10 protein-coding genes are annotated in these 12,059 nt (G+C 75.0%); 8 read left to right on the top strand and 2 right to left on the bottom strand.

Going from position 1 to position 12,059, the window contains the following annotated elements; translation table 11 throughout:
- The 6 genes from MLV88_RS06175 to mdcH are packed head-to-tail and all read left to right on the top strand — an operon-like array spanning window position 1 to window position 4,507.
- Window positions 1–873, top strand: a complete 873-nt coding sequence (locus tag MLV88_RS06175; protein ID WP_243337054.1) for a triphosphoribosyl-dephospho-CoA synthase — start codon at window positions 1–3, stop codon at window positions 871–873.
- A 3-nt stretch (window positions 874–876) separates the two neighbouring features.
- Window positions 877–1,170, top strand: a complete 294-nt coding sequence (locus MLV88_RS06180) for a malonate decarboxylase subunit delta (RefSeq protein WP_242338655.1) — start codon at window positions 877–879, stop codon at window positions 1,168–1,170.
- Window positions 1,167–2,030, top strand: coding sequence for a biotin-independent malonate decarboxylase subunit beta (locus MLV88_RS06185; protein ID WP_243337056.1), 864 nt, complete (start codon window positions 1,167–1,169; stop codon window positions 2,028–2,030). The genes MLV88_RS06180 and MLV88_RS06185 overlap by 4 nt, the downstream gene beginning before the upstream one ends.
- The gene (gene mdcE, locus MLV88_RS06190; RefSeq protein WP_243337058.1) at window positions 2,027–2,857 is read left to right on the top strand and encodes a biotin-independent malonate decarboxylase subunit gamma; all 831 of its coding nucleotides are present in this window, start codon (window positions 2,027–2,029) and stop codon (window positions 2,855–2,857) included. The genes MLV88_RS06185 and mdcE overlap by 4 nt, the downstream gene beginning before the upstream one ends.
- A gap of 28 nt (window positions 2,858–2,885) precedes the next feature.
- A complete protein-coding gene (locus MLV88_RS06195; protein WP_243337061.1) occupies window positions 2,886–3,575 on the top strand; it encodes a malonate decarboxylase holo-ACP synthase in 690 nt (229 codons plus the stop codon).
- Window positions 3,572–4,507 (top strand): malonate decarboxylase subunit epsilon, encoded by a 936-nt coding sequence (gene mdcH / locus MLV88_RS06200; RefSeq protein ID WP_243337062.1) that lies wholly within the window; start codon window positions 3,572–3,574, stop codon window positions 4,505–4,507. The genes MLV88_RS06195 and mdcH overlap by 4 nt, the downstream gene beginning before the upstream one ends.
- On the opposite strand, the gene MLV88_RS06205 is transcribed toward mdcH, so the two are convergent.
- The gene (locus MLV88_RS06205; protein WP_242338645.1) at window positions 4,504–5,196 is read right to left on the bottom strand and encodes a GntR family transcriptional regulator; all 693 of its coding nucleotides are present in this window, start codon (window positions 5,194–5,196) and stop codon (window positions 4,504–4,506) included. The two genes, mdcH and MLV88_RS06205, sit on opposite strands and share 4 nt — an antisense overlap.
- 115 nt (window positions 5,197–5,311) lie before the next feature.
- Window positions 5,312–6,247: a hypothetical protein gene (locus MLV88_RS06210; protein WP_243337063.1), complete on the bottom strand. Its 936-nt coding sequence runs from the start codon at window positions 6,245–6,247 to the stop codon at window positions 5,312–5,314.
- A gap of 389 nt (window positions 6,248–6,636) precedes the next feature.
- Here MLV88_RS06210 and MLV88_RS06215 point away from each other — a divergent pair, with 389 nt between their 5' ends.
- Together MLV88_RS06215 and gdhA are read left to right on the top strand one after the other, a co-directional pair.
- Window positions 6,637–10,311: a DUF3683 domain-containing protein gene (locus MLV88_RS06215; RefSeq protein WP_243337071.1), complete on the top strand. Its 3,675-nt coding sequence runs from the start codon at window positions 6,637–6,639 to the stop codon at window positions 10,309–10,311.
- A gap of 308 nt (window positions 10,312–10,619) precedes the next feature.
- On the top strand, window positions 10,620–11,960 hold the full coding sequence (gene gdhA / locus MLV88_RS06220; RefSeq protein WP_332841724.1) for an NADP-specific glutamate dehydrogenase: 1,341 nt from the start codon (window positions 10,620–10,622) through the stop codon (window positions 11,958–11,960).
- Window positions 11,961–12,059 lie beyond the last annotated feature (99 nt).

Consider the following 12,059-nt stretch of genomic DNA (forward strand, 5'->3'; position numbering starts at 1 on the left):
ATGATCGCGATCGCGCACGCGCCGCCCCCTCACGCCTCGCGGCGGGCCGACCGGCTCGCGGACCTGGCGGTGTCGGCGCTCCTCGACGAGGCGGAGCTCACGCCCAAGCCCGGCCTCGTCGACCGTCGCGGCAGCGGCGCGCACGCGGACCTCGACCTCCCGACGATGCGCCGCTCCGCCCACGCGCTCCGCGGCGCCTTCGCCGAGATGGCCCGGGCCGCCCGCGGCTCCCGTCCGGCGGACGCGCTGCGCACCACGCTCGGCGCGATCGGCCGCGAGGGCGAGGCCGCCATGCTCGCCGCCACCGGCGGCGCGAACGCGCACCGCGGCGCGATCTGGGCGCTCGGCCTCCTCGTCGCCGGCGCCGCCATCGAGGGCGCCCGCGGCGGGCCCGCGGCGATCGCGGCGCGCGCCGCGGAGCTCGCGCGCTGCCGCGATCGGCTCGCCCCCGTGCCCGAGACGAACGGCGCCCGCGCGTGCGCCCGCTACGGCGTGCGAGGCGCGCGGGGCGAGGCGGCGTCGGGGTTCCCGCACGTCGTCTCGTGCGGGCACCCTGCCCTGCTCCGGGCGCGCGCGCGGGGCGCGGCCGAGGACGACGCGCGGCTCGAGGCGCTGCTCGCCGTGATGTCGACGCTCGACGACACCTGCCTGCTGCACCGCGGCGGGCCGCGCGCGCTCCACGTCGCCCAGCGCGGCGCCGCGGCGGCGCTCCGGGCGGGCGGACCCGGCACCGCGGCCGGCCGGGCGGCGCTGCTCGCGCTCGACGCCGAGCTCCTCGCCCTGAACGTCTCGCCCGGCGGGAGCGCCGATCTGCTCGCCGCGGTCCTGTTCCTCGATGGCGTCGGCGCCGAGCTCGCGCCGCCGCGGAGGTGATGCATGGAGACCCTCGAGTTCCGCTACCCCGCCCGCGATCCCGTCGGGCGCCGCGCGCACGTCGGCGTCGTCGGCTCGGGCGACCTGGAGGTGCTCCTCGAGCCCTCGGGTGACGGCGAGGCGCGCGTCCGGATCCGCACGACCGTGGACGGCTACGGCCAGGTCTGGCGGAACGTCCTCGACCGGCTCTTCTCGCGCTACCACGGCGCGGCCGCCATCGAGGTGAACGACTTCGGCGCCACCCCGGGGATGGTGCTCCTCCGCCTCGAGCAGGCCATCGAGGAGAGCGCGCCATGAGCGCCCCCGTGACGGAACCTCGACCCCTCGCCCGCGAGAGCTTCATCGAGCTCACCGCGCGCGAGCGCGTGCGGGCCGTGCTCGACGCGGGGCGTTTCCGCGAGCTGCTCTCGCCCTTCGACCGGCTCCACTCACCGTGGCTGGAGCGGCAGGGGGTCGTGCCCCAGGAGGACGACGGCGTGGTGCTCGCGCGGGGCCGGATCGACGGCGAGCCGGCCGTCGTGGCGGCGGTGGAGAGCGCGTTCCAGGGCGGCAGCATCGGCGAGGTCGCGGGCACGAAGATCGCCTGCGCCCTGGAGCTCGTGGCGCGGGACCACGCCCGCGGCGTCCCGACGCGCCCCGTCCTCCTGCTCGAGACGGGCGGCGTGCGGCTGCAGGAGGCGAACCTGGGGCTCGCGGTCATCGCGGAGATCCACGCGGCCATCGTCGCCCTCCGTCCTCGCGTGCCGGTGGTCGGGGTCGTGGCGGGGATGGTCGGGTGCTTCGGCGGGATGTCGCTCGCGGCGGCGCTCTGCAGCCACCTCGTCATGACTCGCCAGGCGCGCCTCGGCATGAACGGCCCCGAGGTGATCGAGCAGGAGGCCGGGCTCGACGAGCTCGACGCCTCGGACCGCCGGCTCGTCTGGAGCCTCGTGGGCGGCGAGCAGCGCCACGCGACGGGCCTCGCCGACGCGCTCGTCGAGGACGACGTCGCCGCGGTCGCCGCCGCGGTCCGCGCCGCGTTCCGGAGCGGGCGCCCGGCCCGGCACCGCACCGAGCAGGTGGAGCTCTTCCTCGATCGCCTCGCGGCGATCGACCCGGCCGGACCGCCGGAGCCGGCGGCGCTCCGGCAGGCGTGGGGAAACGAGGAGGGCGCATGAGCGGATCGAGCTCCAGCGCGAGCCGCGGCGCGACGTGGCTCGCGGCGCTCACCGGCGCGGACGGCGCGGTGCAGGGCGGCCCCGCGTCGGTGCGGGTGGTGGACGCGCCGCTCGGTGACGAGCGCGCGCGGTTCCTCGCCGTGGTGCCGGACCCGGGCAGCCGCTTCCCGCGCGCGCGGAGCGGCGAGGTGGGCCTCGCGGAGGCCTGGGCGCTCGCCCGCCACGTCCGCGAGGCGATCGCCGCCGACGCCGACGGCGCCCGCCGCCCGCTCGTCGCGATCGTGGACGTGACGAGCCAGGCGTACGGACGGTGCGAGGAGCTGCTCGGGATCCACCTCGCCTGCGCGGCCGCCGTCGACGCCTACGCGACGGCGAGGCTCTCGGGCCACCCCGTCGTCGCGCTGCTCGTCGGGTCCGCCATGTCGGGGGCGTTCCTCGCGCACGGGTACCAGGCGAACCGGATCGTGGCCCTGGACGATCCGGGCGTCCTCGTGCACGCCATGGGCAAGAGCTCGGCGGCGAGGGTGACGCGCCGCTCCGTCGCGGAGGTGGAGGCGCTCGGGGAGAAGATCCTGCCGATGGCCTACGACGTCCGTGCGTTCGCGCGGCTCGGCCTCGTCGACGAGCTCGTCGGCGGCGTGAACGCCGACGCACCGATCGGCGACGACGCCGCGCGCGTCCGGCGATCCCTCGTCGCCGCCGTGGCGAGCGCCCGCTCCGGGGCGCGCCACCTCGGCTGCAGGCTCACCTCCGCGGCGGCGCGGGAGACGCGCGCCGCGTCGATCGAGGTGCGGCGCAGGCTCGTGGAGCAGTGGTCGGGTGCATGAGGGGCGCGAGGCCCGCGAGGTGGGAGGCATGAGTCACGCCGAGCCCGGCGGGCGAGCCGGCCCCGCGCGCCCCGAGGGGTCGGTGCTCCCGCACGATCTCCTCGTGCTCGCGCGCCCGGACGCCCTCGAGCCCGAGTCCCCGCCGCCGCCGTGGGCGCCGGCGCGCCTGCGCCTCGCGCCGCTCGTCGTCGTCCGGCGCGCGGCTCCACGCGGGACCGCGATCCCCGTGGGCGTGCGCGGCGCGGAGCGTCGCGAGCGCTTCGCGGCGTGGCTCGCGCCCCAGGCCGTCGCGGCCCGGGTGACGCCCGAGGAGCTCGCCCGCGCGGCGCGCTGGCGCGAGCGGCGTTCACGCCTGCCCGCGCTCGCGGCGCTCGACGCCGCCTTCGAGATCCTGGCGGCGACGGGGCTCGGGTGGGGACCCGTCGGCGCGGTCGGGTTCGAGCTCGCGAGCGGCGTCCCTTCCGTCTCGGCGACGAGCGACCTCGACGTGCTCGTGAGGGCCCCTGCGCGCGTGCCCGCGGCGAGCGCGCGCGCCCTGCTCGCCGCGCTCGCCGGCCTGGCGGCCCGCGTGGACGTGCAGCTCGAGACGCCCGCGGGCGGCGTGGCGCTCGCGGAGCTCGCGGCGGAGCCGCGGACGGTCGTCGCCCGGACCGCCGCCGGGCCGCGCCGCGTCGCCGATCCCTGGCAGCCCGGCGCGGGCGCGGAGCGCCTCCCGTGAGGATCGCCCTCCTCTGCCCGGGCCAGGGGGCGCAGTCGCCGGGGTTCCTGGATCGCCTCCCCCGCCACCCGGCGGTCACGGCGACGCTCGACGAGGCGAGCGCGGCGCTCGGGCAGGACGTCCGCTCGCTCGACGACGCGGCCGCGCTCGAGTCCACGGTCGCCGTCCAGCTCACCACGGTGGTCGCCGGCGTCGCGGCGGGCCGCGTGCTCGCGGCGGAGGACGGCGCGCCCGACGCGGTGGCCGGCCTGTCCGTCGGCACGTTCACCGCGGCGGTGCTCGCCGGCGCGCTGCCGCTCGCCGAGGCCGTGCGCGCCGTGCGCCTCCGCGCCGAGCTGATGGAGGGCGCGTTCCCGCGCGGCTTCGGGCTCGCCGCGGTCGTCGGTCTGCCCGAGCGGCGCGTCGCCGCGCTCGTCGCGGAGGTGACCGGGCGAGGTCCTTTGCACGTCGCCAACGTGAACGCGCCCGCGCAGATCGTCCTCGCCGGCGCCGACGCGGCGCTGGACGAGGTGCTGGACCGGGCCCGGGTGGCGGGCGCGCGCAGGACGGAGCGGATGGCGGTTGCGGTGCCGTCGCACTGCGCGCTGCTCGCGCCGGTCGCTGCGCGACTCGCCGCAGCGCTGCGCGACGTCGCGCTCTCCGACGCACGCGTGCCGTACGTCACCTCCGGCCGCGCCCGCCCGACCCGCGACCGCGAGCGGATCCGGGACGACCTGGCCCGGAACGTGATGGAGCCCGTGCGCTGGCACGACGCGACGACGGTGCTCGTCGAGCTCGGGGTGCGGCTCTTCCTCGAGGTGCCGCCGGGGCGCACCCTCGCGACGCTCGCGGCCGAGGCGTTCCCCGAGGCGCGGGCGGTCGCCGTCGAGGACGCCGGCGCCGCCGCGGCGGCCGCGCTCGCCCGGCGCGAGCGCCGCCTGGAACCCCTCTAGCCTGGCACCTTGCGCGCCGCGCTGCGGGCCGCGGCCGCCATGCTCGCGACGACGTCCGCGAAGCGCGCGCCCTGGATCTCCACGTGGGCCCGGACGTGCTTCGCCGCGAGCTCCCCGTCGCCTCGCCCGATCGCCTCGACGACGAGCTGGTGCTCCGCGAACGACGACTCCATCCGCCCGGGCACGCGCAGCTGCAGGCGCCGGAACGGGCGCAGCCGCCGGTGCAGCTGCGTCGCCTGCTCGGCGAGGAACCCGTTGTGGCAGGCGGCGTACAGCGCGAGGTGGAACTGCTCGTTCAGCCGGTAGTACGCGTCGGGATCGTTCGCGCGCATCGCCTGCTCGCAGGCCGCGTGCGTCGCGCGGAGCACCGCCCGGTCCTCGTCGCTGCTGCGCCCCGCCGCGAGCCGCGCGCAGGCGGCCTCGAGCTCGGCCATGACGTCGAACATCTCGCGCAGCCGCTCGGGAGGGATCTCCGCGACGACGGAGCCCCGCCGCGGACGCATCTCCACGAACCCCGCCGACGCGAGCTGGATGAGCGCCTCGCGGATGGGGGTCCGCGACACGCCGAAGGTCTTCGCGAGGTCCATCTCGTCGAGGCGCGCGCCCGGCGGGTACTCGCCGACGACGATCCGCTCCTCGATCCGCTCCCGGAGCTGCTCCGAGAGCTTCGTTCCGATGACTTGTTCCAATGCGCCCCTCTCGCCGTCCACAGCATACAGAATACACGAATGGACGGGCGCACGTGAACTGCGGTGTCCGCAGCGCCACGCTCGGGGCGAGCTCCGCTCCCGGGGCGAAGCGCGCTCACTCTCCGTTCGCCGTCCCCGTCCGCGGCGACGGCGCGATCGCGGGCTTCTCCTCCGCCGCCTTCACCACCTGCCCCGGCGCCGGCGCGGCGACGCCGCTGCCGGGCTCGATCGTCGGAGCCGCCGGCTGCGCCGCCGGGGCCGCCGTGGCCGCGGGGACGCACTCCGGGACCTTCGCCGCGATCACCGTCTTCTTCGACGTCGCCTTGCGCTTCGCCGCGGTCGTCGCCGGCTGCGACGGAGCGGGCGCGCACGCGAGGACGGCGGGCTCGGCGGGCGTGGCCGGGGCGGCGAGCCAGGGCGTCGCGTTCGCGAACGCCACGGGCGCGGTCGCCGGGCTCGCGCGCTCCGTACGCTCCTTGCTGTCCATCTGCGCACGCCCGTCGCTCGAGGCGGTGGCGGTCGCGGTCGCCGGCGGGGAGGCCTTCTTCGCCGCCTCGCCGAGCGCCGCGGCGAGCTGCTCGTGGCTCGCGTACATCCGGTCGTGCTCGAGCTCGGAGCGCTTGCGCAGCGCGTCCCGATCGCCGGCGACGTCCGCGAGGCGCTCCTTCGCGAAGGAGAGCCGCTCATCCGCGGCCTCGAGCCTGCTCTTCAGCGCGTCGTTCTCGGCGAACCCGGCGCGCGCCGCGTCGCTCGCGCACGTGGCGAGCACGTTCGCCTCGCGGTCCTGCGGCATCGGCTCGCCGCGGCTCCACGCGGCGAGCGCCCGCATCTGCCAGCGGTAGTCCTCGCGGGCGACGCACTCCTGCACGAGGCGGGTGAGGCGGTCGTCCGACCAGGGGGACGCGGTCCGCGCGCAGGGGCCGACGTCCTCGCGGACCTGGCCGAAGATCTTCTCCGTCCGGCGCACCCAGCAGCCGTCCCGCTGCGTCACCTTCACCGAGGTGCAGCCGCTCACCGCCGCGACGAGCACGATCGCGCTCAGAGCCCTCATGTGCGCCCCCCCATCGGCCGACCCGGACGGCAGCCGGCATTCATCTTAGGGAGCCGCCGGCACCCCGGGCAGCGCTCGGACTCCGCGTGAGACGCCACGGGCCCCACCGCGGACGCGCGGGCGCCGCGGCGGGGGAGTTGCCCGGAGACCCCCGCAGGCGGACGCGGCCGCGAGCGGGCAGTGCTCCGGCGAAAGAGTCCCTCCGGCCGACGGCTCGTCGCTCCGCCTGGTGAATCAGCGTCCGAGCTCGCAGCCGGGCCAGGCACGCGAGGTGTCGGGCCTCGCGCATCCAGGTCTCCTCCAGCCCGAGGCTGCATGACAGCGTGGCCAGGGAGGTACTCGGACGGGGCGACGGGCGGCGGAAAACCTGCTACCTTGAGGTGCTTCACATGCAGCGCCCCATCCTCGAAGCCGCGCTCGCCCCCGCTCCCGCCGTCCGGGAGATCCCCTTCAACTACACGTCCGCCGACGACCGGGCGGCGATCTCCCAGCTCCTCGGCCCGGAGCTGTGGGCGAAGCTCGAGGAGCTCCGCAGCCTCCGCGTCACCGGGCGCAGCGCCCGCCTGCTGATGCGGTTCTTCGGCGAGCTGCTCATCCATCGGCGGAACGCGTTCCTCTTCCAGGAGCTCGTGGACTCGGGGGCGCGCCGGCGCCGGTTCTTCCGCAACATCGAGAAGGACCTCGGCCTCGTCGGGCGGAACGCGAACGGCGAGCCGCGCGTGACGGAGGTGCTCGGCGCCTGCCGGAAGCTGCTCGCCGCCTTCCGCGCGGACGTCGAGGGCGCGGGTGAGCTGCGCGGCCGCATGCTGCGCGTGCTCGGCGCGGTGGTCGGCAAGGACAACGTCCTCTTCGACCCGTTCACGCTCGTCTCGCACGCGACCGACGCGACCGACTGGCGCCTCCACCTGCCCGTCGCCGTCGTGATGCCCGACGACGAGCGGCAGGTCGCGCCGCTCCTCGCCGCCATCGGCGGCCTCGGGCTCAAGGCGATCCCGCGCGGCGCCGGCACCGGCCTCACCGGCGGCGCCGTCCCCCTGCGGCCCGGCTGCGTGGTCGTGAACACCGAGAAGCTGAACCGGATCCGCGGGATCGCGGACCGGCCCTTCCGGCTCGGCGACGGGCGCGAGGCGACCGCCAAGGTGGTCGAGCTCGAGGCGGGGGTCGTCACCGAGCGCGCGATGGAGCACGCCGGCGAGCGCGGCCTCGTGTTCGCGACCGACCCGACGAGCGCGTGGGCCTGCACCATCGGCGGCAACATCGCGGAGAACGCGGGCGGCAAGGACTGCGTCCTGTGGGGCACCTGCATCGACAACCTGGTGTCGTGGCGGATCGCGATGCCCTCGGGCCGCCAGTGGACGGTGCGCCGCGTCGATCACCGCCTGCGCAAGATCCTGCCGGAGGACCCGGTCACGTTCGACGTCGTCGAGGACGACGGCCGGCTCGTGAAGCGGATCGCCCTCACCGGCGCCGACATCCGCAAGAAGGGGCTCTGGAAGGACATCACCAACAAGGCGCTCGGCGGCGTCCCGGGCCTGCAGAAGGAGGGCACCGACGGCGTCATCACCTCCGCCGAGTTCGTCCTCTACCCGGAGTACGAGGCGAAGCGCACGCTCTGCCTCGAGTTCTTCGGGCCCGACTTCGACGAGGCCTCGCGCGTCATCCTCCAGCTCGCCCGGGCCTTCCCCTTCCCCGACGGCGGCAAGGAGGCCCTCACCGCCCTGGAGCACTTCGACGACGAGTACGTCCGCGCCATCGACTACAAGGTGAAGGCGCCGCGGCCGGAGACGCCGAAGGCGGTGCTGCTCGTGGACGTGGTGGGCCACTCGGGCGAGGAGGCCGCGCGCGGCGTGGACCGGATCCGCCGCATCCTCGACGAGCACCCGAACACCGAGCTCTTCGAGGCGCGCGACGTGGCGGAGGCGAAGCGCTTCTGGGCGGACCGCAAGAAGCTCGGCGCGATCGCCCGCCGGACGAACGCCTTCAAGATGAACGAGGACGTCGTCCTCCCGCTCGAGGCGCTCGCCGAGTTCGCGCGCTTCATCGAGGCGACGAACGTCGAGGAGGAGCGGCACGCGCAGCGGCGGTTCGTCGAGCGCGCCGAGGAGATCCTGCGCGTCGCCCCGCCGCCGAAGGACGACCCCGAGTGGCTCGCGCGCAAGATCCCCGCGGCGCTGGCGCGCTGCGCCGCCGCGATGGCGGCCCTCGACGGCGCGGACGCGCGGGCGCTCCGCGCGCTCGAGGCGATCGAGGCCCTCAGGCGCGAGCTCGGCCAGCTCGTCCGCGGCTACGCCGGGCTCCTCGCCGCGCTCGACAAGGCGCACCGCGAGGTGCGCGACCGGCTCGTCGTGCTCGCCACCCACATGCACGCCGGCGACGGCAACGTGCACGTGAACGTACCGGTGCTCTCGAACGACCGGCCGATGCTCCGCCGCGCCGAGGAGGTCATCGACGGCGTGATGGCCAAGGTGATCGCGCTCGGCGGCGTCGTCTCCGGCGAGCACGGCATCGGCGTCACGAAGCTCAAGTACCTCGAGCCCGAGCGCATCCGGGAGCTCGCCGCCCACCGCCGCGAGGTCGATCCGGGCGGGCTCATGAACCCCGGCAAGCTCGAGGACCTCGACGTCCTCGGCCAGGTGTTCACCCCCTCGTTCAACCTCCTCGAGCTCGAGGCGCGCATCCTCCAGCACGGCCAGCTCGAGGCGCTCGCGAAGGCCATCGCGCACTGCGTCCGCTGCGGCAAGTGCAAGGCGGACTGCTGCGTCTACCACCCCGCGCGCGGGATGTTCTTCCACCCGCGCAACAAGAACCTCGCCATCGGCGCGCTCATCGAGGCGCTCCTCTACGACGCGCAGCGCGAGCGCTCGACCCAGTTCGAGCTCCTCCGCTGGCTGGAGGAGGTGGCCGACCACTGCACCATCTGCCACAAGTGCGCGAAGCCCTGCCCGGTGGACATCGACTCCGGCGAGGTGTCGGTGCTCGAGCGCGAGATCCTCGCGAGCTGGGGCTACAAGCGCACCAGCGTGGCGACGCGCGCGACGCTCGCCTACCTCGACAGCCGGTCGCCCGCCGCGAACGCCGCCTTCCACGGCGGTCTCGTGCGGCTCGGCGGCGCGATCCAGCGCGCCGCTTGCGCCGTCGCGGCGCCGCTCCAGCCCGAGGACGCCCGCCGCGCCCCGTACGCGCTCCAGGTGCTGCGCTCGCCGGTGCCCCCCGTGCCCGCCGAGACGCTGCGCGACGTGCTCCCGCCCTGCGAGCAGGATCAGGTGCTCGTGCTCGAGCCGGAGGGCGGGGACGCCGAGCGGAGCGTCTTCTACTTCCCGGGCTGCGGCTCGGAGCGGCTCTACTCGCACGTGTCGATGGCCGCGCTGCACGTGCTCGTCTCGCTCGGCGTGCGGGTCGTCGTCCCGCCGCCGTTCCTGTGCTGCGGCTTCCCGGCCCACGCGAACGCGAAGGCGGAGCAGCACTCGCAGACCGTGCTCCGCGACACCATCCTCTTCAGCCAGATCCGCGAGATGTTCAGCTACCTCGCGTTCGACGGCTGCGTGGTCACCTGCGGCACCTGCCGCGAGGGGCTCGAGGCGATGGAGGCCGGGAAGCTCTTCGGCGGGCGCATCGTGGACGTCGCGCGCTACGCCGCCGAGCGCGGCCTCTCGCTCGCGCCGGCCGCTCCCGGCGAGGCGCCGGTCCTCTACCACGCGCCCTGCCACGACTCGCTCGACGGCGAGGCGGGCGCGGTGCTCGCGCGCATCGGCGGGTTCGGCAAGGTGGAGGCGGTGCCGCACTGCTGCTCGGAGGCGGGGACGCTCGCCCTCTCGCGGCCCGACATCACCGACGCCATGCTCCACCGCAAGCGCGAGGCGATCGCCGAGGCGATCGAGGGTCGCCCTCGCGGCGCGGTGGTGCTGACGAACTGCCCCTCCTGCGTGCAGGGGCTCGGGCGCAACGCCGCGCTCGGCGTCGAGCCGAAGCACCTCGCGATCGCGCTCGCCGAGCGGCTCACCGGGCCGGACTGGCGCGAGCGGTTCCGCGCGCAGGCGGCGCGGGCGGCGGCGGTGCATTTTTAGAGCGGGGGACTGCGTCCCCCGCCCCGCCGGAGGGGCTTCGCCCCTCCCGCGCTTCGCGCGGGGCCCTCCCGCGGATTGCCCGGGACTGCCGTCCCTGCCTCGCGGCGGACCGCCGTCGCCGGGAACGCAACGCTGCTCGGCGAGGACGTGGGGTGCGCTCCAGCGCGCACCGCTGAACACGCACGCTTTGCACGCGCGCTCCGTGAACCCGGACCCAGAGTCCGTGGTCGCCGCGCCTGCGATTCGGGCAGACTGCCTCGCTTCCGGGCAGGGATCGCGCCCAAGCCCCAAGGAGCAGTCAAATGGTCATGAAGGACGAGAAGCTGGAGTCGATCTACCAGGACGTGCTGCGTCGCAACCCCGGCGAGGCCGAGTTCCACCAGGCAGCGCGGGAGGTCCTCGAGTCGGTCGGACCGGTGCTGGCGAAGTACCCCGAGTTCCGCGAGCGCAAGATCATCGAGCGGATCATCGAGCCCGAGCGGCAGATCATCTTCCGCGTGCCGTGGCAGGACGACAAGGGCGAGGTCCACGTCAACCGCGGGTTCCGCGTGCAGTACAACAGCGCGCTCGGCCCGTACAAGGGCGGGCTCCGCTTCCACCCGTCGGTCTACCTCGGGATCATCAAGTTCCTGGGGTTCGAGCAGATCTTCAAGAACGCGCTCACCGGGCTGCCCATCGGCGGCGGCAAGGGCGGCTCGGACTTCGACCCGAAGGGCAAGTCGGACGACGAGATCATGCGCTTCTGCCAGAGCTTCATGACCGAGCTCTGGCGGTACATCGGCGAGCACACCGACGTCCCCGCCGGCGACATCGGCGTGGGCGGCCGCGAGATCGGCTACCTGTACGGTCAGTTCAAGCGGCTCACCTCGCGGTACGAGGCGGGCGTCCTCACCGGCAAGGGGCTCGACTACGGCGGCTCGCTCGTGCGCACCGAGGCGACGGGCTACGGCGCCACCTTCTTCGTCGAGGAGATGCTCAAGGTCCGCAAGGACTCGTTCGACGGCAAGCGCTGCGTCGTCTCCGGCTCCGGCAACGTCGCGATCTACACCGTCGAGAAGATCCACCAGCTCGGCGGCAAGGTCGTCGCCTGCTCCGACTCGAACGGCTACATCCTCGACGAGAAGGGCATCGACCTCGAGCTCGTGAAGCAGCTCAAGGAGCGCGAGCGCCGCCGCATCAAGGACTACGTCGAGTACCGCAAGCACGCGCGCTACGTCGACGGCGGCAACATCTGGGAGATCCCCTGCCAGGTGGCCATGCCGTCCGCGACGCAGAACGAGATCAACGGCAAGGACGCCGCCCTGCTCGTGAAGAACGGCTGCATCGCCGTCGGCGAGGGCGCGAACATGCCGACCACGCCGGAGGGCATCCAGGTGTTCCTCCAGGCGGGCATCGCCTACGGCCCGGGCAAGGCCGCGAACGCCGGCGGCGTCGCCACCTCCGCGCTCGAGATGCAGCAGAACGCGTCCCGCGACTCGTGGACCTTCGAGTACACGGAGAAGCGGCTCGCCAACATCATGAAGAACATCCACCAGACCTGCTTCGAGACGGCCGAGGAGTTCGGCGCCAAGGGCAACTACGTCGTCGGCGCGAACATCGCGGGCTTCATCAAGGTCGCGAAGGCGATGGTGGCGCACGGGTTGATCTGATCTCACGGGGGCTGCGCCCCCGCCCCGTCGACGGCTGACCGCCGTCGACGGGGTCCCTACCCCTGCTCGGCGGGGCCCGTGAACGGTCGCGCCCGCTTC

This window comes from Anaeromyxobacter soli (assembly GCF_022808855.1).
Taxonomy (GTDB): Bacteria; Myxococcota; Myxococcia; order Myxococcales; family Anaeromyxobacteraceae; genus Anaeromyxobacter; species Anaeromyxobacter soli.

Bases quoted from the DNA above. Each gene is read 5' to 3' on its own strand.
- MLV88_RS06175 (WP_243337054.1), top strand. From the start codon at position 1: ATGATCGCGATCGCGCACGCGCCGCCCCCTCACGCCTCGCGGCGGGCC.
- MLV88_RS06180 (WP_242338655.1), top strand. From the start codon at position 877: ATGGAGACCCTCGAGTTCCGCTACCCCGCCCGCGATCCCGTCGGGCGC.
- MLV88_RS06185 (WP_243337056.1), top strand. From the start codon at position 1,167: ATGAGCGCCCCCGTGACGGAACCTCGACCCCTCGCCCGCGAGAGCTTC.
- mdcE (WP_243337058.1), top strand. From the start codon at position 2,027: ATGAGCGGATCGAGCTCCAGCGCGAGCCGCGGCGCGACGTGGCTCGCG.
- MLV88_RS06195 (WP_243337061.1), top strand. From the start codon at position 2,886: ATGAGTCACGCCGAGCCCGGCGGGCGAGCCGGCCCCGCGCGCCCCGAG.
- MLV88_RS06210 (WP_243337063.1), bottom strand. From the start codon at position 6,247: ATGAGGGCTCTGAGCGCGATCGTGCTCGTCGCGGCGGTGAGCGGCTGC.
- MLV88_RS06215 (WP_243337071.1), top strand. From the start codon at position 6,637: ATGCAGCGCCCCATCCTCGAAGCCGCGCTCGCCCCCGCTCCCGCCGTC.
- gdhA (WP_332841724.1), top strand. From the start codon at position 10,620: ATGAAGGACGAGAAGCTGGAGTCGATCTACCAGGACGTGCTGCGTCGC.